This window comes from Mycolicibacterium duvalii (assembly GCF_010726645.1).
In the GTDB taxonomy this organism is placed as follows: domain Bacteria; phylum Actinomycetota; class Actinomycetes; order Mycobacteriales; family Mycobacteriaceae; genus Mycobacterium; species Mycobacterium duvalii.
Genome location: NZ_AP022563.1, coordinates 4,208,491 through 4,229,310, shown reverse-complemented (window position 1 = coordinate 4,229,310; position 20,820 = coordinate 4,208,491). Strand labels below are relative to the sequence as shown.

Genomic DNA, 20,820 nt, shown 5'->3' with positions numbered 1-20,820 from the left:
GATGGGGCAGTCGTCGATCCTGTCGATGCTGCACGGACGTGCCAGCCTGCGGCCCGACGACGTCGCGTACACGTTCACCGACTACGACCGCGACGCCGCCGGGGTGCCGGAGAGCCTGACCTGGGCGCAGCTGGCGCGCCGCACGCTGAATCTGGCGGCCGAGATCGCCCGGCACGGTGCGGCGGGGGACCGCGCGGTGATCCTCGCCCCCCAGGGCCTCGACTACATCCTCGGCTTCCTGGGCGCGATGCAGGCCGGTCTGGTCGCGGTGCCGCTGCCGCTGCCGCATCGGGGTTCCAGCCACGACCGGGTCAGCACGGTCCTCGCCGACACCGAGCCGGCGGTCGTGCTGACCACGTCGGCGGCGGCCGGTGACGTCGGTGATTACGTGGCGCAGGCGCCGCTGTCGGCGGCGCCGAAGATCGTCGAGATCGACGCGCTGCATCTGGACGGCGCCGCCGCCGCGCCGACCACCGAGTTCCCGGCGATCGCCTACCTGCAGTACAGCTCCGGGTCCACGCGGGCGCCCACCGGGGTGATGCTGTCGCACCGCAACCTCACGGTGAACTTCGACCAGCTGATGAGCAACTTCTTCGCCGACTCCCCGCTGCCGGCGGACGCCACGCTGGTGTCGTGGCTGCCGTTCTACCACGACATGGGGCTGGTGCTGGGGGTGTGCGCGCCGATCCTGTGCGGCCGCCGCGCCGCGCTGATGAGCCCGGTGGCGTTCCTGGAGCAGCCCTCCCGGTGGGTGCGCGCGCTGGCCGAGAACCCCCACGCATGGTCTTCGGCGCCCAACTTCGCGTTCGACCTGGCGGCCCGCAAGACCCGCGACGACGACCTGGCCGGGCTCGACCTCGGTGGCGTGGTCGGCATCATCAGCGGCGCCGAGCGGGTGGAGCCGGCCACGCTGCACCGCTTCGTCGATCGGTTCGCACACTTCAATTTCCGCGACCACATGATGCGGCCGGCCTACGGCCTGGCCGAGGCCACGGTGTTCGTGGCGACGGGAACCTGGGACGAGTCGGCACCGGCGGGGTACTTCGACACCGCCGAACTCGGCCTGGGCCGGGTGCGGCCGTGTGACGAGGGCACCGGAACCGCCCTGGTGCGATACCGGGTGCCGCCTTCGCCGTCGGTACGGATCGTCGACAGCCAGACCCACACCGAATGCGCCGCCGACGTCGTCGGTGAAATCTGGGTGCACGGCGACAACGTCTCCGCCGGGTACTGGGGGAAGTCGGCCGAGGAGCAGAGCTGTTTCGGCGCAACGCTTCTCGAACCGTCGCCGGGCACCCCGCCGGGCCCGTGGCTGCGCACCGGTGATCTGGGGTTCATCGCCGAGCGGGAACTGTTCATCGTCGGCCGCATCAAGGATCTGCTGATCATCCGGGGCCGCAACCACTACCCGGACGACATCGAGGCCACCGTCGGCGAGGTCACCGGCGGCCGGGTCGCCGCGATCGCGGTGCCGGTGCGCGGGACCGAGACGCTGGTGGTCGTCGTCGAGGTCAAGAGGTCGACCGACGGTGCTGCCGCCGCCGCGCTCATGAGTGAGGTCACCGCGGCGGTCGCCACGGCGCACGGCCTGAGCGTCGAGGACGTCGCGCTGGTCGAGGCGGGCTCGTTGCCGACCACGACGAGCGGCAAGATCCGGCGCGCCGCGTGCGTGGAGCTGTATCAGCGCGGTGGCTTGGTCCGGGTCGATGGCTGAGCCCGGGCCCGTCCGGTGCCGGCCCCGCGACTGTTCGATCTCTGACGAAATTCGGCCAGTATTCCGTCAACAACCGTACGGTCGGCGACCCCAGTTGACGAGTAGGCTGCGGGAGGCAGTCGAACGGGCGGGGGTGACCGACACATGAGGCGACTCCTCGCGTTCGGTACCGCGCTGGGCACGGCCTGCACCGCAGGGCTGCTCGGCCTCGGCCCCGCCGTGGCCCAGGACCCGCCGCCGGCCCCTCCGCCCGACAGCGACGGACCGCCGATCGGCACCCCGGGCCGGGCCTACGCGCTCGGCGGCGCCCACGTGCTCGGCATCCCGTACGACGAATACATCATGCGCACCGGCGCGGACTGGTTCCCCGGGCTGGACCGCCAGATCGTCGACTACCCCGCCGGGCAGGTACAGGGCCACACCCTGGAACGGTTGTTCCCCGGCATCGGGGCGTTCGGGGACCGCGTCGCCCCGGGACTCGGGCTCGACGGCCCGAGCGTCGGGGAGTCGGTCGACATCGGTGCCCCCGACACCATCGCCGCGATCAAGAACGGCGGCCGCGGCACCGCGATCGGCCTGTCCGAGGGCGCGATGGTGCTCAACGACGTGCAGGCCCGGCTGGCCTACGACCCGGCCGCCCCGCCGCCCGACGAGCTGAGCTTCGCGATGTACGGCGACCCGGTGGCCCGGCACGCCTTCGGCGAGAGCTTCCTGACGCAGAACTTCCCGGTCGGCAGCGTGGTGCCGTCGCTGGACTACCGCATCCCGCCGCCGGTGGAAAGCCAGTACGACACCCACCAGTTCGTCTCCGCCTACGACAGCATCGCCGACTGGCCCGACCGGCCGGACAACTGGATCTCGGTGGCCAACGCCATCGTCGGGCTGGCCACCGGCCACACCGCGGTCGCGTTCACCAGACCGGAGATGGTGCCGCCGCAGAACATCCGCACCACGGTCAACTCGCGCGGCGCCAGTACGACCACCTACCTGATTCCCGAAGAGCACCTGCCGCTGGTGCTGCCGTTCAAGTACCTCGGGGTGCCCAAGGACACGCTGATGGAGCTCGACCGGGTACTCAAGCCCTACGTCGACGCCGGCTACTCGCGTCACGACGATCCGCTGACCGCGCCGATCACCGTCGACCCGGTCAACGGTTACGACCCGGCCGAGGTCACCGCTCCGGCCACCCAGGCCGCGTTCGGCGGCGGCGCGGATCCGGTGTCGCAGCTGCTGTCCGGGTTGCAGTACGTACTGAACAACCCGCCGTAGCGCTACAGTCCGGCCAGGCCGACACCGAGCAGCATGGCGCCGACGGCGGCCAGCAGCACGGCCACCCCGCGCCGGCCCTGGGTCCGCAGCCACGCATACAGGGCCGCCAACGCGGCGCGGGTGCGCTCGGGTGCCACCAGGTAACACAACAGCGGAATCTCTACCAGCGCGAACGCCACCACATTGAACAGCATCAGGGCGCTCAACTGGATGCTGGTCGCGGCTCCCGACGCGACGATCAGCGCCAGCGCGGCCAGGTAGTCGACCGACGGCAGTGCGATGCCCAGGCCGCTGACACCGGCGATCCACAGCGACCGGCCCTCGAGCAGCGCTCGTCCGCGAGTCACCCACCGTCCCGGCGGCCCGTCGCCGCCACCCCACACCCCAGCCGCCACGAGCGCGGCGTTGACCAGGATGACGGCGCCCACGGCGATCTGCACCCGCGGCAGCGTGAAGTGCGCGGAGCCCAGCGCCGGCCGCAGGGCGAACAACACCACCACACCGACCGTCGTGCCCATCACGAAGCCGCCGGCGAGGAAGGTCAGCAGCTGTAGGGCGGGGCGGGGCCGGTTGATCATCAGCACCGTCATCCCGATCCGGAACGGCTCCAGGCTGACCGCAACGGCCATCGCCAGCAGCGGGATCCACATGATGGCGTCACGTTACCGCTGGGCGGACCCGGACGTCCGCGCCGCACCCGGACGCGTGCGATGATGCGGCCATGAGCGGCTCACACCATCGCGCACCGGCCGAGCTCGATCCTTCGTTCCTGCGCGAGGCGTTCGGGCACTTCCCGTCCGGGGTGATCGCCATCGCCGCCGAGGTGGACGGAGTCCGGGTCGGGCTGGCGGCCAGCACGTTCGTCCCGGTGTCGCTGGATCCGCCGCTGGTGTCGTTCTGTGTGCAGAATTCGTCGACGACGTGGCCGAAGCTCAAGGACCTGCCCTACCTCGGCATCAGCGTGCTGGGGGAAGCGCACGACGCGGCGGCGCGCACGCTGGCCGCCAAGACCGGTGACCGGTTCGCGGGCCTGGACACGGCATCCACCGAGCGCGGCGCGGTGTTCATCCACGGCACCAGCGTCTGGCTGGAGAGCAGCGTCGAACAGCAGGTCGCCGCCGGGGATCACACCATCGTGGTGCTGCGGGTCGTCGACATCTCGCTGCACCCGGAGGTGTCACCGATTGTGTTCCACCGCAGCACTTTCCGCCGGCTGGACGGCTGAGCGGCAGAACTCAGGGACGCGCGGCGAGTTCGTCGCGGTAGTGGCGGACGCGGCGGTCGAGCTCGGCGGCGTCATCGCTACGGCCCTGCTTGCGGGCCAGGTCGGCCCGGGTGCTCAGTTCGCGGATCGCGGTACGAATATCATTGTTGCTCTGAATCGCACGAACAGACATAACGCTGACTTTCTTCAAAGGGTGACTGCAGGACATCTGACGTCCTGCCGAGGACTGGCTTGTCCTGCCGAGCGTACCCCTGATGGCAAGCCTTTAACTGTGCATCAGCAGTGGATTTGTCGACGGATCGCGCAACGGCCACCGAGGTGACCGCTGCGCGTCGCCCGTCGAGTTCAGCGGCGCCGAAAGAGCTTGTTGCCCAACCACACGACCGGGTCGTACTTGCGGTCGGCGACCCGCTCTTTCATCGGGATCAGCGCGTTGTCGGTGATCTTGATGTGCTCGGGGCACACCTCGGTGCAGCACTTGGTGATGTTGCAGTACCCGAGGCCGTGCTCTTCCTGGGCGTCCTCGGCGCGGCGTGAGTGCACGTCGAGGGGATGCATGTCGAGCTCGGCCTGCCGCATCAGGTACCGCGGACCGGCGAACGCCTTCTTGTTCTCCTCGTGGTCGCGGTTGACGTGGCAGACGTTCTGGCACAGGAAGCACTCGATGCACTTGCGGAACTCCTGCGACCGGTTGACGTCTTCCTGCGCCATCCGGTACTCACCCGGCTGCAGATCCTTCGGCGGGGTGAACGACGGGATCTCGCGGGCCTTCTCGTAGTTGAAGTTGACGTCGGTGACGAGGTCCCGCATCACGGGGAACGTGCGCAGCGGGGTCACGGTGACGACCTCGTCCTCGCCGAACGTCGACATCCTGGTCATGCAGGCCAGCCGCGGGCGGCCGTTGATCTCGACCGAGCACGAGCCGCACTTACCCGCCTTGCAGTTCCAGCGCACCGCCAGGTCACCGGTCTGGGTCTGCTGCAGCCGGTGGATGATGTCGAGGACGACCTCGCCCTCGTTGACCTCGACGGAGTAGTCCTTGAGCTCACCGCCGGCGGCGTCACCGCGCCAGACCCGCATCTTCGCTGTGTATGCACCCATCGCTCAGCCCTTCCGTTGCGGGTGTTCGACGAGTTCCTCGTCGGTGTAGTACTTCTCGAGCTCGGACAGTTCGAAGCAGCCGAGCAGGTCGGAACGCATTGGCGGCTGCTCCTCCCGGGCGACGGTCACGTCGGGCACGACGGGATCGTCGCCCGCCGACCGGCACGCCAGCAGCGTGTTGCGCCACTTGGCGTCCATCGCCGGGTAGTCGTCGCGGGTGTGCCCGCCGCGGCTCTCGGTGCGGGTGATCGCCGACTTCGCCACCGACTCGCTGACCAGCAGCATGTTGCGCAGATCCATCGCCAGGTGCCAGCCGGGATTGAACTTGCGTTCGCCCTCGACCTTGACGCGCTTGTAGCGCTCCCGCAGCTCAGTCAGCTTGTCCAGGGCCTCCTGCATTTCGTCGGCCTTGCGGATGATGCCCACCAGGTTGTTCATGGTGTCCTGCATGTCCAGCTGCAGCGTGTACGGGTTCTCCGGTGCCGAGCCGTCACTGGGGCCGTCGAACACCGCCAGCGCCATGTCGGTGGCCGCGGTGACGGCGTCCTCGGTGACCTTCGGCCGATCCGACAGCGCGCGGACGTAGTCCGAGGCGCCCAGGCCGGCCCGGCGACCGAACACCAGCAGGTCCGACAGCGAGTTGCCGCCGAGCCGGTTGCTGCCGTGCATACCGCCGGCGCACTCGCCCGCGGCGAACAGCCCGGGCGTCGCGGCGGCCGCGGTGTCGGGGTCGACCTCGATCCCGCCCATCACGTAGTGACAGGTCGGGCCCACCTCCATCTCGTCGGTGGTGATGTCGACCTCGGCCAGCTCGATGAACTGGTGGTACATCGACGGCAGCCGGCGCTTGATCTCCTCGGGTGACATGCGCGACGCGATATCGAGGTAGACGCCGCCGTGCGGGGTGCCGCGGCCTTCCTTGACCTCGGTGTTGATCGCGCGGGCCACCTCGTCGCGGGGCAGCAGGTCAGGGGTGCGGCGCGCCGAGTCGTTGTCCTTGAGCCACTGGTCGGCTTCCTCTTCGGTCTCGGCGTACTGCCCCTTGAACACGTCGGGGATGTAGTCGAACATGAAGCGTTTGCCCTCGGAGTTCTTCAGCACTCCGCCGTCACCGCGCACACCCTCGGTGACCAGGATCCCCTTCACCGACAGCGGCCACACCATGCCCGTCGGGTGGAACTGGATGAACTCCATGTTGATCAGTGCCGAACCGGCGCGCAGCGCGAGCGCGTGCCCGTCGCCGGTGTACTCCCACGAGTTCGACGAGACCTTGTAGGACTTGCCGATACCGCCGGTGGCCAGCACCACCGCCGGCGCCTCGAACAACACGAAGTCGCCGGTCTCGCGGTAGTAGCCGAACGCGCCCGCGACGCGTCCGTTGTCGAGGATCAGCTCGGTGATCGAACATTCGTGGAAGACCTTGATGCGGGCTTCGTAGTCGCCGAGCTCGGCCTTGTCCTCCTGCTGCAGCGACACGATCTTCTGCTGCAGGGTGCGGATGATCTCCAGGCCGGTGCGGTCACCGACGTGGGCCAGCCGCGGATAGGTGTGCCCGCCGAAGTTGCGCTGGCTGATCCGGCCGTCCTTGGTGCGGTCGAACAACGCGCCGTAGGTTTCGAGCTCCCAGACCCGGTCCGGTGCCTCCTGGGCGTGCAGTTCGGCCATCCGCCAGTTGTTCAGGAACTTGCCGCCGCGCATGGTGTCACCGAAGTGCACCTGCCAGGAGTCCTTGGTGTTGACGTTGCGCATCGCCGCCGCGCACCCGCCCTCGGCCATCACGGTGTGGGCCTTGCCGAACAGTGACTTGGTCACCACCGCGACCCGCAGGCCCCGCTCCCGGGCTTCGATCACCGCACGGAGACCTGCGCCGCCGGCACCGATCACGACCACGTCGTAGGAGTGCCGCTCGACCTCGTCAGCCATAAATCCTCGCTTGTCCGCTCATTCGTCTTGGGTGAGATGTGTTCCGGTGAGGCTGATTCAGCCGATGAACCGCAGGTCGGAGATGGTGCCGCTGGCGACCAGCATGATGTAGAAGTCGGTGATCATCAGCGTGGCCAGCGTGATCCACGCGAACTGCATGTGCCGGGTGTTGATCTTGGAGACCTGGGTCCAGATCCAGTACCGCACCGGGTGCTTCGAGAAGTGCTTGAGGCGGCCGCCGGTGACGTGGCGGCACGAGTGACACGACAGCGTGTAGACCCACAGCAGCACGACGTTGGTCACCAGGATGACGTTGCCCAGCCCGAACCCGAATCCGGTGGGGGAGCGGAACGCCAGGATCGCGTCCCACGTGTTGATCAGCGAGATCAGCACCGCGATGTAGAAGAAGTAGCGGTGGAAGTTCTGCATGATCAGCGGAAAGCGGGTCTCGCCAGTGTATTTCGCGTGCGGCTCGGCCACCGCGCAGGCCGTCGGCGACTGCCACACCGACCGGTAGTAGGCCTTGCGGTAGTAGTAGCAGGTGAGCCGGAACAGCAGCAGGAACGGGAGCGAGAACGCGGCGTAGGGCAGCCACCACACGTCGGGCAGGTACTGGCCGAAGTGGCTGGCCTCCGGGATGCAGCCGGTGCTCACACACGGTGAGTAGAACGGCGTCAGGTAGTGGTAGTCGGCGACCCAGTAGGCGTCCTGCCAGAACGCGCGGACGGTGGCGTAGATGACGAACGCCGCCAGGCCGAGATTGGTCAGCAGGGGCGCCTGCCACCAGCGATCGGTGCGCAGCGTGCGCTGCGCGATCTGGGCACGGCCGGGGGAGAAGACGCCGGTCGCGTTGCGGTCGGCGGTGGGTGCGCTCACGTTTCCCTCTCGATGTACTTATAAGCCACGAACTCGCGGTGCCCGGCCGGGCACGACGTGCTCAGCGCGTTCCGCCGAGGCCTTCGTCGTCGACACCGCGCCAGAACTCGGTGTCGTACTGCGTGTCCGGGATCGGAATCCGCTCTCCGACATGATGGTGTCGACTGACGCCGCGCGCGAGCTCGAGTTCCTCGGCGTCGATGTCGAGTCGGTCGATGTCGTTGAGGATCCTCTCCGCGTCGTTGACGATGCGACGGGTGGCAGGGCTGTCCCCGTATCGCGACGCCAGCGATGTCACGCATCGCCGAAGGCTTCCTATCAGATCGTGAAGCTCGGCGAGTTCGGTGGTGCTGGACAAGTGACCTCCTTGGGCTGAAGGGTGTCATGGATCACACTACGCAACCGATGCTAGCGACATCACCCATGTCATGGGTGAGACAGATCACTTTGACGAGCGGAGGAACAATGGCCGACGACGTGCTCAAGCAGCGAGCCGAGCAGTTGCTGAGGCTGCACCAGCCGGGCAACCCGGTGGTGCTGCCGACGGTCTGGGACGCCTGGTCGGCGCACCTCGCGGTGGGCGCCGGGTTCGCCGCGCTGACCGTGGGCAGTCATCCGGTGGCCGACTCGATCGGCAAGCCCGATAACGAAGGCATGACATTCGACGACCTGACCACGCGCGTCGCGCAGATCACCGCCGCGGTCGACGTGCCGGTGTCGGTCGACATCGAGTCCGGGTACGGCGAGGCGCCGACCCGGCTGATCGAGGGCCTGCTGTCGGTCGGCGCGGTCGGGCTCAACATCGAGGACACCGTGCACAGCGAGGGGGGCCGGCTGCGGTCGGCCGGAGAGCATGCCGAACTGGTCGGCGCGCTGCGCGCCGCGGCCGACGCGGCGGGGGTCCACTTGGTCGTCAACGCCCGCACGGATCTGTTCCTGCGCGGCGACGGCGATGAGAGTGACCGGGTGGAGCGCGCGATCGCCCGGCTGCGCCATGCCGCCGAGGCCGGGGCCGATGTGCTCTACCCCGTCGGACGCCACGACCCGGACACGATGCGGCGATTGACCTCCGAACTGCCCTTGCCGGTCAACGCGATCGCGGTGCCGCAGTCCGACGACCCGGCGTCGTTCGGGCCGCTGGGGGTGGGCCGGATCAGCTTCGGGCCGTTCTGGCAGGCCGCACTTGCCGAGCGGGCCAAGGAGATCCTGGCGCGCTGGCAGTAGCTGTTCCGCGCGACGATCGGCCGACCGGGCGTCAGAAGAACTGGCCGGCGATGAAGCCGGCGAACAGTACCGCGAAACCGCCGAGCTCCCCGATGATCAACGCGGCCATCGCGATCCGCAGCGTGGTGTCGACGTGTTCGAACTGGTTGGTGGTGTCACGGCGGGCGCCGTGGCGCACGTAGGTGGCGATGGCGAGGACGAAGAAGGCCACCACCACCGCCGCCGCGGTCAGGTTCACCGCCGTCGGCCAGGCGCTGAGCTCGACGAACACCGCCAGCAGCATGGTCGCGAAGGAGTACAGCAGCGCCGCGCGATGGGCGATGTCGACGTAGGGGTGAGCCAGATGGTCTGCGCTGGTGGCCATCTGGCGGTACTTCCAGATGCCCAGAACCAGCGCCCAGGCGAAGATCAAACCTGCTGCGGTGATGGTGAGAAGGGTGTCGATCCCCAGTGGTACGCCCATGGACCAAGCACTCTACCGGTGGGAGCGGGGCTCCCACCGGTAGCTGTGCAGCTACTTGGCTTCGATCGCGATCCGCTGCGCCTGCGCGTTGCGGTGCGCCCCGGCGACCCGCACGGTGAGCACGCCGGCGTCGTAGGCGGCCGATACCGCGTCGCCGGTGACGTGGGAGGGCAGCGCGAACGAACGCCGGAACGAGCCGTACCGGACCTCGCTGATCCGGCGGACCCGGCCGTCCTCGGCGCGCTCCTCGGAACGCTCGTCGCGACGTTCGCCATGGATCACCAGGCGGCCGTTCTCGACCTCGACGGTGACATCCTTCTCGACGTCCACGCCGGGCAGGTCGACCCGGACCACGGCGTCGTCGCCGTCCTGGGTGATCTCGACGGCGGGGCTGATCGCGGCGCCGGGCGCCGGAGCCGACGGGCCGAAGAAGTCCCGCATCAATCGGTCGGCGGTCCATGCCGGCCGGTTCCACAAGGCGACGTTGTTCATGATCCTCACTCCTCATTGGTCGTGACCGGCGGACTACCGGCGCTTCTGACCCCAATAACTTGAGTCGACCACGCTCATGTTCCCGGGGGGTGTTCGCTGTGAGCGATCGCGCTCACAGGGCGCTTGGCGCCCGGGTCGCTCGCCGAGCGTGTGGTGGTGGCGGTGGCCGGGCTGGTTTGCCGCCCTGCGTGCACGTTGGGCGGGGCCGGCCGCCCTGGGTGCACGTTCGCAAGGGGCGCTCACAGCACCGCGCGCGCAGCGGTGAGCAGACCGTGATGGGCGCTTCACACGACGCGACATTGCGGCAATATCGGCTTCCTAACGTGGCCGCCATGGCGTCAACATCACGCGTCGTGGTCATCGGGCACGGCATGGTCGGACACCGCTTCGTCGAGGCACTGCGTTCGCGCGACACCGCGGGCCGGTGGCGGGTCACCGTGCTGGCAGAAGAACTCGACGCCGCCTACGACCGGGTGGGGCTGACCGGCTACACCGAGCACTGGGAGCGGCCCCGTCTCGCGCTGCCGGGTAACGACTACCTCGGCGACGACCTCGTCGAGGTGCGGTTGGGTGCGCGGGTGACCGGCATCGACCGTGCCGCCAAGACGGTCACGACGGCCGACGGCACCCGCGTCGCCTACGACGCGCTGGTACTGGCCACGGGCTCCTACGCGTTCGTCCCGCCGGTGCCCGGGCGGGATCTGCCGTCCTGCCACGTCTACCGCACCCTGGATGACCTCGACGCGATCCGGGCGGACGCGCGGCGCACGAGCGAAAGCGGCCGCGCGCCGGTCGGTGTCGTGATCGGCGGCGGACTGCTGGGTCTGGAGGCGGCCAACGCGTTGCGCGGCTTCGGGTTGGACGCCCACGTCGTGGAGCGGTCGTCGCGGCTGATGGCCGCGCAACTCGACGAGGCCGGTGGCGCGCTGCTCGGCCGGATGATCACCGAGCTCGGCATCACCGTGCACACCGACGTCGGCACCGAGTCGATCGGCCCGGCGCAACGCAACCGTCCGCTGAAACGTTCCGCGGACGACGACTCCCTGCGGGTGCTGCTCAGCGACGGCACGTTCATCGACACCGGCCTGGTGGTGTTCGCCGCCGGGATCCGTCCCCGTGACGAGCTGGCCCGCGATGCGGGGCTGGAGATCGCCGAGCGCGGGGGCGTGCTCACCGACCTGTCCTGTGTGACCAGCGATCCCGAAGTCTACGCGATCGGCGAGGTGGCCGCGATCGAGGGCCGCTGCTACGGGCTGGTGGGGCCCGGATACACCAGCGCCGAGGTGGCCGCCGACCGGCTGCTCGGCGGCGCCGCGGAGTTTCCCGAGGCCGACATGTCCACCAAGCTCAAGCTGCTGGGCGTCGACGTCGCCAGCTTCGGCGACGCGATGGGCGTCACGCCGGACTGCCTGTCGGTCGTCGTCAACGACGCGGTCAACCAGACCTACGCCAAGCTGGTGCTCTCCGACGACGCGAAGACCCTGCTGGGCGGCATCCTGGTCGGCGATGCCTCGGCCTACGGCATCCTGCGCCCGATGGTCGGCGAACCTCTGCCGGGCGACCCGCTGGGTCTCATCTCGCCGACCGGGACCGACGGCGGCACAACGGGACTCGGCGTCGGCGCGCTGCCGCCGGCGGCGCAGATCTGCTCGTGCAACAACGTCACCAAGGGTGATTTGACCGAGGCCATCGGGTCAGGCTGCTGTGATGTCGCCGACCTCAAGAAGTGCACGCTGGCGGGCACCTCGTGCGGATCGTGCGTCCCGCTGCTCAAACAGATCCTCGAGGCCGAAGGGGTGGAGCAGTCCAAGGCGCTGTGCGAACACTTCAGCCAGTCCCGGGCCGAGCTGTTCGAGATCGTCACCGCCACCGACATCCGGACGTTCTCCGGGCTGATCGAGCGTTTCGGCAGCGGAAAGGGTTGCGACATCTGCAAGCCCGTCGTCGCGTCGATTCTTGCGTCGACGAGCTCGGGGCACATCCTCGACGGGGAGCAGGCCTCGCTGCAGGACTCCAACGACCACTTCCTGGCCAACATCCAGCGCAACGGCAGCTACTCGGTGGTGCCGCGGGTACCCGGCGGCGATATCACCCCCGAGCATCTGATCCTGATCGGCGAGATCGCCCGGGACTTCGGGCTGTACACCAAGATCACCGGCGGACAGCGCATCGACATGTTCGGTGCCCGCGTCGAGCAGCTGCCCGACATCTGGCGTCGCCTCGTCGATGGGGGGATGGAATCCGGCCATGCTTACGGCAAGTCGCTGCGCACCGTGAAGAGCTGTGTCGGCAGCGACTGGTGCCGCTACGGCCAACAGGATTCGGTGCAGATGGCCATCAACCTGGAGCTGCGCTACCGCGGCCTGCGGGCCCCGCACAAGATCAAGATGGGGGTCTCGGGCTGCGCACGGGAGTGCGCCGAGGCCCGCGGCAAGGACGTCGGCGTCATCGCCACCGAGACCGGCTGGAACCTCTACGTCGGCGGCAACGGCGGCATGACACCCCGCCATGCCGAGCTGTTGGCCGGTGACCTCGACGACGAGACGCTGATCCGCTACATCGACCGGTTCCTGATGTTCTACATCCGCACCGCCGACCGGTTGCAGCGCACCGCGCCGTGGGTGGAGGAGAAAGGCCTCGAGCACCTGCGCGAGGTGGTGTGCGACGACTCGCTGGGGTTGGCGGCCGAGTTCGAGGCGGCCATCGCGCGCCACGTCGACGGCTACGCCTGCGAGTGGAAGGGCGTGCTGGAAGACCCGGACAAGCTCGCGCGGTTCGTGTCGTTCGTCAACGCCCCGGACGTGCCCGACCCGACGATCGAGTTCACCGACCAGCACGGGCGCAAGGTGCCGGCGCCCGTTTCCATCGGCATGCCCAAGGTGGTGCAGAGATGACAGTGCTCAACGAGATCGGCGTCTGGACGGCGGCGTGCGCCTATGACTTCCTGCTGCCCAACCGCGGCGTCGGCGTGCTGCTCCCCGACGGTGCGCAGGCCGCGTTGTTCCGGCTCGACGACGGCACCGTGCATGCGGTCGGCAACATCGACCCGTTCTCCGGCGCCGCGGTGATGTCCCGCGGCATCGTCGGCGACCGCGGTGGCCGCGTGACGGTGCAGTCGCCGATCAAGAAGCAGGCCTTCGCTCTCGACGACGGCACCTGTCTCGACGATCCCGCGCAGTCGCTGCCCGTCTACCCGACCCGGATCACCGCCGACGGCACCGTCGAGATCGGCTCCTGACCGCCCCGTTGACGCCATCGTGACCCAAGAAAGGACTTTCGGCCCCTGCCGGGGGCGCGCGGACTTCCTACCCTCGACGCCATGACCTACGTGATCGGCAGTGCGTGTGTGGACATCGTCGACAAGTCCTGTGTGCAGGAATGCCCGGCCGACTGCATCTACGAGGGCGACCGCGCGATGTACATCAACCCCAACGAGTGCGTGGACTGCGGCGCATGCCGCATCGCATGCCGGGTGGATGCCATCTACTACGAGACCGACCTGCCCGACGAAGAAGCCGCGTTCCTGGAGGACAACGCCGCCTTCTTCACGATGGTCCTGCCTGGCCGCACCGCCCCATTGGGGGATCCGGGCGGCGCGGCCAGGCTCGGCCGGGTCGGCGCCGACACCCCGTTGGTCGCCGGGCTCCCCGCGTCAACGACTCCGCACCCGTGACAGACCGCTGACCTTCGCGCGCACGAAGCGGTTGGCGATCAGCCGCGTCACTCCCGGGTGGGTGCCCAGCGGGTCGGTGACCAGGTCGGCGCCGCTGGCGCGCAACCGATCCTGAAAGAGCCCCTCGGACAAAAGGTAGGACGCCACCACGACGCGCCGCCCGGTGCGCCGGGCCGCGGCGACAGCATCTGCGATGCGGGGTTCGCCGGTGGCGGCGAACGCCAGCTCGACCCGCGAACCCAACGTCGCCGACAACCACGCCGCGGTGGTGTGCAGGTCCCGTAGCGCGCCGGGATCCGACGTGCCCGCGGCCGCCAGGAGCACCGCATCGTCGGGCCGCCAGCCGGTGTCGACGAGCCGGTCGACCAGGGCGCGGACCAGCTGCGGGTCGGGGCCCAGCGCCGGGGTGACGGTGACGTCGGGGTGCCCGCTGGCTTCCACATGATCGGGAATGTCGACGGCGACGTGGTAGCCGCGGGCCAGGAATGCCGGAACCAGCACCGCCGGTTCGCCCGCGCGGGCGCCGAGGACCTCTGCCGGCGTCGGCCCGAGCACATCGACGAAGGCCACGTGCACCGTGCGGTCCAGCGTCGCCGACACGGCCGCGGCGATGTCGCCGATCAGCGACACCCCGCGCTGTTTACGGGTGCCGTGGGCGACCAGCACGTAGCTCATGACGCGCACGCCTCGTCGACGGGCAGCCGGTAGCCCCGCTTCACCACGGTGGCCACCATCTTCTTGTCCCCCAACGCACTTCGCAACCGCAGCACCGCGGTCTCCACCGCGTGGGTGTCGGTGCCGCTGCCGGGCAGCGCCCGCAGCAGATCGGTCCGCGACACCACCGCGCCCGGGCGGTGCGCCAGCGCGCGCATGGTGGCCATCGCCGCCGGCGACATCGACCGCACGGCGCCGTCGACGAGCACGCAGGTGCCGCGGATCTCCAGCAGGTGACCCGCTACCCGGATGGTGCGCGACTGCAGCAGCGGAAGCTCGTCGGTGATGTGGCGGGCCAACGCGCCCAGGCGCATCCGCTCCGGCGCCGACGTCGGCACACCGAGGCGCACCAGCGGACGCGCGGTGACCGGACCCACGCACATCGCGTGCACGCTGGTGCGCAGCGCGGACAGGACCGCAGCCTCCAGACCCATCTCGGTGGCCCGCATCAGCACCGAGGCGACCGCCGGCGCGGAGGTGAAGCTGACCGCGTCGAACTTCTCCTCCGCGATCCCGGCGACCAGTTGGTCGAACTCGCCGTTGCGTGGTGCCGGATGCCAGCGGTAGACCCGGATGGGCACGACATACGCTCCCGCGGAACGCAATTCGTCGAGGAACTCCGGAAACGGGTCCCAGTCGTCGGTGGCGCCGTGCAACTGGACCGCGATCCGGGCGCCGGCGATGCCGCCCTCGAGCAGGTAGTGCAACACCTCGCGGGAGGACTCCGACTCCGGGGACCACTCCTCGGGCAGTCCGGCCGCCCGCAGCGCGCCGGTGGCTTTGGGACCGCGCGAGACGATGCGCGCCCGGCCCAGCGCAGCAGTGAGCTCCGTGGCCATCCCCCAGCCGTCGGCAGCGGCCATCCAGCCGCGCAGTCCGATGCCCGTGGTCGCGACCACGATGTCCGGCGGCTCGTCGATCAGTGCATGCGTGTGTTGGCGCAGTTCGTCGTCATCGGGCAACGGCACCATCTCGATCGCCGCCGCACCGGTCACGCTCGCGCCGCGGCGGCGCAGCAGTGCCGCCAGTTCGTCGGCACGCCGCGCCGACGTCACCGCGACTCGAAACCCGGTGAGCGGCGCCCATTCCGGCTCACTCATGCCCACTTGTCTATGCACCGCGTGTTTCGGCTTGATTAACCGGTCATTGCCCGGCCGTATCGTCGCCGCTCAGGCCGTGAATTTCCGCTCACCGACGGGTGGCCGCAGTGGTGAGGTCACCACACGTCGCCGTTGCGCCAGTCGCAGGCGATCGGCCCGGACGGGTCCAGCACCACGCCGTCGGGCAGCGAGCAGGGCAGCACGTAGAGCGCGCCGTCGTCGTCGGGGGTGCGGGTCGGGCCGTCCGGTGCCAGCACCGACGTGGGGCCTGTCCACGGGGTCCAGCGACGGCCCTCGTAGATCGGCTTGCCCAGTTCGGTCGTGCTCAGCGCGCCGAGGTGAAAGGCTCCGCGCAGCACCTGCTCCACCCCGTCCATCAGCGCGCTGGCCAGCCCCTGGCCGCGATGATCTTCCCGGACGGCCAGCCCTTCCACGTAGCCGCAGCGCAACGCGAGGTCACCGACATAGAGGCGGCGCTGTACCACGGCGGCATGCGCGATCAGCGCACCGTGCCGACAGATGATCGCGTGCATCCCGCCCAGCGCGTGCTCCCAGTCGGCGTCGGTGAACTCGCCGCCGAAGGCGTCGACGACCATCGCGCGAGCGTCGTCACGGGTCTCGGCGTCCAGATCGGAGGTGTGGATCAGACGTGCGCGCACACCTGTCGTTCTACCAGCGACGGTGTCAGCGGTCCACCGCCTACGAGTCTGCGCGGTCCACCGCGGTGAACGGCTGGCGCGGCCGCGACCAGTGCAGCCGCACGGTCTGCCCGGGCCGGGCCTGGGCCACCTTGTCGACGTCGTCGTCGGTGACCACGCCGATGACCGGATACCCGCCGGTGACCGGGTGGTCGGGGCCCAGAATCACCGGAAAACCGTTGGGCGGGATCTGGATCGCGCCGCGGGTGGCGCCTTCGCTGGGCAGCTGTCGGTCAGGATGGCGGTACTCCAACGGCATCCCGACCAGACGCATACCCACGCGGTCGCTGCGGTTGGTGACCTGCCAGTTGGTGCGCACCAGGATGTCCGGGTCGACGAACCAGTCGTCGCGGGGGCCGGGCACCACATCCAGTTCCAACACGTCGTCGGAGATGGCGGCCACCGGCGCCTGGTCCACCTCGGGGAAGTCCTCGCTGTGCCCGCCCACGGGCAGCACGTCGCCTTGCCGCAGCGGCGCCGGTCCGATCGCCGACATCACGTCGTAGCTGCGGGACCCGAGAACCGGTGCGACGTCGAAGCCGCCACGCACCGCCAGATAGGAGCGCAGACCCGAGCGCGGTATCCCGAACGAGATCACCTCGCCGTCGTGGACGTGGTGAATGCTGTTGCTGCCGAACGGGATGCCGTTGACCGACGGATCGGCATCGGCGCCGGTGACCGCGATCGCGACCCCGTCCTTGCCGCCGCCGTGCACCCGGGCGGTGAACCCACCGAGGGTCACCTCCACGGTGGCGTGATCACCGGGGTTGGCGACCAGCCGGTTGGCCAGGGAGTGCGCGCGCCGGTCGGCGGCCCCCGACCGGCTGACGCCGAGGTGGGCGAGCCCCGGCCGGCCCAGGTCCTCGACGAGCGCCAGCGGGCCGGGGCGCAGTACCTCGAGGGTGACCGTGCTCATCGCGGGCCTCCGTCCACCGCGCGGAACTGCACCCACATCCCAGGGGTGAGCAGTGCAGGGCTTGCGCGGTCGACGTCCCACAACACCGCTGACGTACGGCCGATCAACTGCCAACCGCCCGGGGATTCCCGGGGGTAGACACCGCTGAACTCGCCGGCCACGCCGACCGAGCCGACGGGCACCTTGGTCCGGGGCTCGGCCCGGCGCGGGACGGCGAGGCGTTCGTCTCCGCCCACAAGGTAGGCGAACCCCGGTGCGAAACCGCTGAAGCCGACCCGCCAGGGCCGGCCGGTGTGGGCGGCGACGACCTCCTGCGGGCTCAGCCCGGTCAGGCGGGCCACGTCGTCGAGATCGGCCCCGTCGTAACAGACGTCGAGGACGACGTCGGCGCGCTCCGGTGGGGCCGCCGCGTCGGCCGCAGGCGTCGGGGTGACGCGGGCCAGCCGCTGCCGGGTCGGGGCCAGGTACCGGCCACCGGCGAGTTTGACCAGGATGGTGCGCGCCGCCGGCACGATGTCGACCACCCCGGGCAGGTCGGCCGCCCGCAGCGCGTCGTGGAAGGCCAGCACCTCGGCGGTGCCGGCGAATTCGAGGAGCAGCGCCCGATCACCGTAATCGCGGATGGCGCCCCCGGTGCGCATGGGGTGCATCGCGTCTGCAGTCACGCTCATCTGTCAAAGCTACCCTCGGGTAGCTTCCGCCGAAATGTGCGTTGACCAGCTCTAAGAGCCTTGCCAGAGCGGCCTTACCGAAGGCTCAAACTCGGGTGGGCTCTCACGCGTAGGTCGGTTCGCGGCGTTTGATGACCGCGATCACCCGATAGGTCACCGGCAGCACGAGGACCTCGATGGCCGTCTTGTACAGCCAGCCCAGCGCCGCGTAGACGACGAAGTCGGCGAAGCTGGTGATGCCGATCGCTCCGGCGGCGATGGCGCAGAACACCAGCGTGTCCCCGAACTGGCCGACGAACGTGGAACCGATCAGCCGCGCCCACAGGTGCTTCTCCAGCGTCCGTTCCTTGATCCGCACCATCGTCCACGCGTTGAGGGTCTGCCCGACCAGGAACCCGGCCAGTCCGGCGACGATCAGCTGCGTGTAGGCGCCGACGACGTTCTCGAAGTGTTCCTGGTTGACATAGAAGTCGGCGGCGGGAAGATAAATCGTGATCCAGAAGGCCAGTGCGGCAAGGGCGTTCATCGCGAAGCCGGTGAAGATGGCGCGCCGGGCGGCGCGGAAGCCGTACACCTCACTCAACACGTCGCCGATCACGTAGGTCAGCGGGAAGACGATGAACCCGCCGTCGGTGATGATCGGTCCGAACGCGACGCCTTTGGTCGCGGTGACGTTGGAGATGATCACCAACGCGGTGAACACCGCGACCAGCACCGGATAGTAGGCCGAGCCCACCCGGGCGAACGCGGCGTGCCGGTCCGCGGTGTCGGTCAGTTCGGTCACGCGCCCATTAGATCAGCCCCACTGCGGCGCGGGTCGGCCGAGGAAGCGCTACGGGGTCGGGCCGGGCACCATGCCCGCGGGCGGCCACACCGGCGGTGGGGCCGGGGCCGGGGCCGGCGGAGCGCCGGGCGGCGGTGGCGGTGAAGCGGCCGGTGGCGGCGATCCGTACGGGGCCGGCGGCACCCAGGTCGCCGGGTCCATCGTGCCGGGGCCCATGGACTGGAAGAACTCCGCGGAGTTGCGCATGTTCCACAGTTCCCGCAGGAAGTCGAGTTGTCCGGTGTTGCCGAAGTTCGCGTTCGGCACCGGCGGGATGTAGGGCGCACCGACCGGGGGCGGCGCGGGCGGGGGCACCTCGCCCGGGGCCACTGGCGTGTACGCGAAGACCGGGGCGGCCTCGGGAGCCGCCGGTACCTCGCCGGGAGGGCCGGGCGGCACCGGGGCGGGCGCGGGTTGCGCTGCGGCCGCCGCGGCGGCGCCGACCGCCAGCGCCGCGAGCGTTCCGGTCGTGGCGGCCAGCCGGGTCAGGGCGGCGGCGCCGGCGGGTTTCACCATCAGCGCAGGATAGTGCCTGTCGACTCGACGTGCCGGGTTTCGGTTCCGGCGGCACGCAAGGGCAGGCCGGCGTCAAGGAAGTCCAGGCCGTCGAACAACAGCTCGGGCGACATCGGGGTGTCGTGCAGGGCGGCCATCATCACGCCGGTCATCGCCCCGGCGGCGATGCGCAGCTGGGGGTCGTCGACCGGGCGATCCAGTCGCTGTGCCAGTGCCCCGGTGATCACCGTGATGACGTGGATGTACTCGTTGTAGAGCGCACCCGCCGCCTCGGGCAGGGTGTAGAGCAGCTGCTGGCGCGAGATCTCGTCGGACCATTCGTGGCCGGCGATGCCGCTGAACACCCGCTGCAGTGCATACCGGTACGCCGCGAACGGCGAGAGCTCGGCGGGCGCGGCCAGGAACAGATCGACGACCGGCTCCATCAGATGATCGGGGATCAGCAACGCGGCCTTGTTCGGAAAGTAGCGGAAGAAGGTGCGCGGGGAGACGTCGGAGGCCTGGGCGATCTGCTCGACGGTGGTGTTGGCGTACCCGTTGCGCTCGAAGAGCCGAAATGCCGCTGAGCGCACGGCCTCCCGGGTGCGGCGCTTCTTGCGCTCCCGCAGTCCCAGATTGTCGGCGGATACGTCGGGCATAGCCGGGATTGTGGATCACAGCGGACCCGAGGACGGGGATATTGACGATACCGACATTAGAAAGTCACATCTCAGCGCAGAACCAGCAAAGCAGCCAGCGCCACCATGGTGACAGCGATGGCGCCGTCGAGGACGCGCCAGGTACCCGGCGCCGCGAAGTGCCTGCGCAAGCGGGTTGCGCCGAAGCCGAGGGTGGTGAACCAGACCGCACTCGCGGTGACCGCACCCAGGCCGAACAGCCACCGACTATCGCCGTGCTCGCCGGCCAGCATGCCGAGCAGGACGACGGTGTCCAGGTAGACGTGCGGATTGAGAAACGTCAGGGCCAGGCAGGTGGCCAGGACGGCGGCCAGCCGCGCGGGCGCGGCGTCGGCAGGTGTGAGCGTGCTGGGCCGCAGCGCGCGCCGCGCCGCGAGGATCCCGTACCCGGTGAGAAACGCGGCCCCACCGTACTCGGCGACGCTGACGATCCCCGGGTGCGTGGTCACCAACGCGCCGAATCCAGCAATCCCGGCGAAGATCAGAACAAGATCAGAAACGGCGCATGTGGTGACCACCGGGACGACGTGCTCGCCGCGGATCCCCTGTCGCAGCACGAAGGCGTTCTGCGCGCCGATCGCCGCGATCAACGCCAGCGAGGTGGCGAAGCCACTGGCCAGTGGGAGCGAGGCGGTGAGCACGCGTCCACGCTAGGCGTCCGCTGAGTGATCAGAAAAGCTAATTATCCTTCATACGCATTAGCGCTTCTAATGCAGGTTTCGGGGCAACGTCGGGTGAGTCAGGA

At 69.4% G+C, this 20,820-nt stretch carries 24 protein-coding genes; 7 read left to right on the top strand and 17 right to left on the bottom strand.

What is annotated here, in order from left to right:
* Position 1: 1 nt before the first annotated feature.
* Both G6N31_RS20015 and pe read left to right on the top strand, forming a co-directional pair.
* Entirely contained in the window at positions 2-1,714 is a 1,713-nt protein-coding gene (locus tag G6N31_RS20015; RefSeq protein WP_098000628.1) for an AMP-binding protein, read from the top strand.
* Between the two features lie 144 nt (positions 1,715-1,858).
* A complete protein-coding gene (gene pe, locus G6N31_RS20010; protein WP_098000383.1) occupies positions 1,859-2,983 on the top strand; it encodes an acyltransferase PE in 1,125 nt (374 codons plus the stop codon).
* Between the two features lie 2 nt (positions 2,984-2,985).
* On the opposite strand, the gene G6N31_RS20005 is transcribed toward pe, so the two are convergent.
* Positions 2,986-3,633, bottom strand: coding sequence for a GAP family protein (locus G6N31_RS20005; RefSeq protein WP_098000385.1), 648 nt, complete (start codon positions 3,631-3,633; stop codon positions 2,986-2,988).
* 71 nt (positions 3,634-3,704) lie between these two features.
* Between G6N31_RS20005 and G6N31_RS20000 the strand changes: the two genes are divergently transcribed.
* Positions 3,705-4,208: a flavin reductase family protein gene (locus G6N31_RS20000; protein WP_098000387.1), complete on the top strand. Its 504-nt coding sequence runs from the start codon at positions 3,705-3,707 to the stop codon at positions 4,206-4,208.
* A 10-nt stretch (positions 4,209-4,218) separates the two neighbouring features.
* Here G6N31_RS20000 and G6N31_RS27070 read toward each other — a convergent pair whose 3' ends face one another.
* The 5 genes from G6N31_RS27070 to G6N31_RS19980 all read right to left on the bottom strand — a co-directional run bounded on the left by G6N31_RS27070 (position 4,219) and on the right by G6N31_RS19980 (position 8,466).
* The gene (locus G6N31_RS27070) at positions 4,219-4,380 is read right to left on the bottom strand and encodes a hypothetical protein (RefSeq protein WP_098000389.1); all 162 of its coding nucleotides are present in this window, start codon (positions 4,378-4,380) and stop codon (positions 4,219-4,221) included.
* A 173-nt stretch (positions 4,381-4,553) separates the two neighbouring features.
* Entirely contained in the window at positions 4,554-5,309 is a 756-nt protein-coding gene (locus G6N31_RS19995; protein WP_098000391.1) for a succinate dehydrogenase/fumarate reductase iron-sulfur subunit, read from the bottom strand.
* A 3-nt stretch (positions 5,310-5,312) separates the two neighbouring features.
* The gene (locus tag G6N31_RS19990; RefSeq protein WP_098000393.1) at positions 5,313-7,232 is read right to left on the bottom strand and encodes a fumarate reductase/succinate dehydrogenase flavoprotein subunit; all 1,920 of its coding nucleotides are present in this window, start codon (positions 7,230-7,232) and stop codon (positions 5,313-5,315) included.
* A gap of 57 nt (positions 7,233-7,289) precedes the next feature.
* On the bottom strand, positions 7,290-8,108 hold the full coding sequence (gene sdhC / locus G6N31_RS19985; RefSeq protein WP_098000395.1) for a succinate dehydrogenase subunit SdhC: 819 nt from the start codon (positions 8,106-8,108) through the stop codon (positions 7,290-7,292).
* A gap of 61 nt (positions 8,109-8,169) precedes the next feature.
* Entirely contained in the window at positions 8,170-8,466 is a 297-nt protein-coding gene (locus G6N31_RS19980) for an Rv0250c family protein (RefSeq protein WP_098000397.1), read from the bottom strand.
* Between the two features lie 107 nt (positions 8,467-8,573).
* Here G6N31_RS19980 and G6N31_RS19975 point away from each other — a divergent pair, with 107 nt between their 5' ends.
* On the top strand, positions 8,574-9,332 hold the full coding sequence (locus G6N31_RS19975; RefSeq protein WP_098000399.1) for an isocitrate lyase/PEP mutase family protein: 759 nt from the start codon (positions 8,574-8,576) through the stop codon (positions 9,330-9,332).
* Between the two features lie 31 nt (positions 9,333-9,363).
* On the opposite strand, the gene G6N31_RS19970 is transcribed toward G6N31_RS19975, so the two are convergent.
* Entirely contained in the window at positions 9,364-9,795 is a 432-nt protein-coding gene (locus G6N31_RS19970) for a hypothetical protein (RefSeq protein WP_098000401.1), read from the bottom strand.
* Between the two features lie 51 nt (positions 9,796-9,846).
* Positions 9,847-10,287 carry an Hsp20/alpha crystallin family protein gene (locus G6N31_RS19965; protein ID WP_098000403.1) on the bottom strand — a complete coding sequence of 147 codons (441 nt, stop codon included), beginning with the start codon at positions 10,285-10,287 and terminating at the stop codon, positions 9,847-9,849.
* A 332-nt stretch (positions 10,288-10,619) separates the two neighbouring features.
* Here G6N31_RS19965 and nirB point away from each other — a divergent pair, with 332 nt between their 5' ends.
* The 3 genes from nirB to fdxA all read left to right on the top strand — a co-directional run bounded on the left by nirB (position 10,620) and on the right by fdxA (position 13,960).
* A complete protein-coding gene (gene nirB, locus G6N31_RS19960) occupies positions 10,620-13,181 on the top strand; it encodes a nitrite reductase large subunit NirB (RefSeq protein WP_098000405.1) in 2,562 nt (853 codons plus the stop codon).
* Positions 13,178-13,525: a nitrite reductase small subunit NirD gene (gene nirD / locus G6N31_RS19955; protein WP_098000407.1), complete on the top strand. Its 348-nt coding sequence runs from the start codon at positions 13,178-13,180 to the stop codon at positions 13,523-13,525. The genes nirB and nirD overlap by 4 nt, the downstream gene beginning before the upstream one ends.
* Before the next feature lie 81 nt (positions 13,526-13,606).
* Positions 13,607-13,960 (top strand): ferredoxin, encoded by a 354-nt coding sequence (gene fdxA, locus G6N31_RS19950; protein WP_098000409.1) that lies wholly within the window; start codon positions 13,607-13,609, stop codon positions 13,958-13,960.
* On the opposite strand, the gene G6N31_RS19945 is transcribed toward fdxA, so the two are convergent.
* The 9 genes from G6N31_RS19945 to G6N31_RS19905 all read right to left on the bottom strand — a co-directional run bounded on the left by G6N31_RS19945 (position 13,940) and on the right by G6N31_RS19905 (position 20,716).
* Positions 13,940-14,635, bottom strand: a complete 696-nt coding sequence (locus tag G6N31_RS19945; protein ID WP_098000411.1) for a sirohydrochlorin chelatase — start codon at positions 14,633-14,635, stop codon at positions 13,940-13,942. The two genes, fdxA and G6N31_RS19945, sit on opposite strands and share 21 nt — an antisense overlap.
* On the bottom strand, positions 14,632-15,774 hold the full coding sequence (locus G6N31_RS19940) for a uroporphyrinogen-III synthase (protein WP_098000413.1): 1,143 nt from the start codon (positions 15,772-15,774) through the stop codon (positions 14,632-14,634). Before G6N31_RS19940 ends, G6N31_RS19945 begins: the two co-directional genes overlap by 4 nt.
* Positions 15,775-15,890: 116 nt before the next feature.
* The gene (locus tag G6N31_RS19935; RefSeq protein WP_098000415.1) at positions 15,891-16,433 is read right to left on the bottom strand and encodes a GNAT family N-acetyltransferase; all 543 of its coding nucleotides are present in this window, start codon (positions 16,431-16,433) and stop codon (positions 15,891-15,893) included.
* 40 nt (positions 16,434-16,473) lie between these two features.
* Positions 16,474-17,388 carry a 5-oxoprolinase subunit C family protein gene (locus tag G6N31_RS19930; RefSeq protein WP_098000417.1) on the bottom strand — a complete coding sequence of 305 codons (915 nt, stop codon included), beginning with the start codon at positions 17,386-17,388 and terminating at the stop codon, positions 16,474-16,476.
* On the bottom strand, positions 17,385-18,059 hold the full coding sequence (locus tag G6N31_RS19925) for a 5-oxoprolinase subunit B family protein (protein ID WP_098000419.1): 675 nt from the start codon (positions 18,057-18,059) through the stop codon (positions 17,385-17,387). The genes G6N31_RS19930 and G6N31_RS19925 overlap by 4 nt, the downstream gene beginning before the upstream one ends.
* Positions 18,060-18,162: 103 nt before the next feature.
* A complete protein-coding gene (locus G6N31_RS19920) occupies positions 18,163-18,834 on the bottom strand; it encodes a queuosine precursor transporter (protein ID WP_098000630.1) in 672 nt (223 codons plus the stop codon).
* 57 nt (positions 18,835-18,891) lie between these two features.
* Positions 18,892-19,398 carry a hypothetical protein gene (locus G6N31_RS19915; RefSeq protein ID WP_098000421.1) on the bottom strand — a complete coding sequence of 169 codons (507 nt, stop codon included), beginning with the start codon at positions 19,396-19,398 and terminating at the stop codon, positions 18,892-18,894.
* The gene (locus tag G6N31_RS19910; protein WP_098000423.1) at positions 19,398-20,036 is read right to left on the bottom strand and encodes a TetR/AcrR family transcriptional regulator; all 639 of its coding nucleotides are present in this window, start codon (positions 20,034-20,036) and stop codon (positions 19,398-19,400) included. The genes G6N31_RS19915 and G6N31_RS19910 overlap by 1 nt, the downstream gene beginning before the upstream one ends.
* Positions 20,037-20,107: 71 nt before the next feature.
* Positions 20,108-20,716 (bottom strand): LysE/ArgO family amino acid transporter, encoded by a 609-nt coding sequence (locus G6N31_RS19905; RefSeq protein WP_098000425.1) that lies wholly within the window; start codon positions 20,714-20,716, stop codon positions 20,108-20,110.
* Positions 20,717-20,820 lie beyond the last annotated feature (104 nt).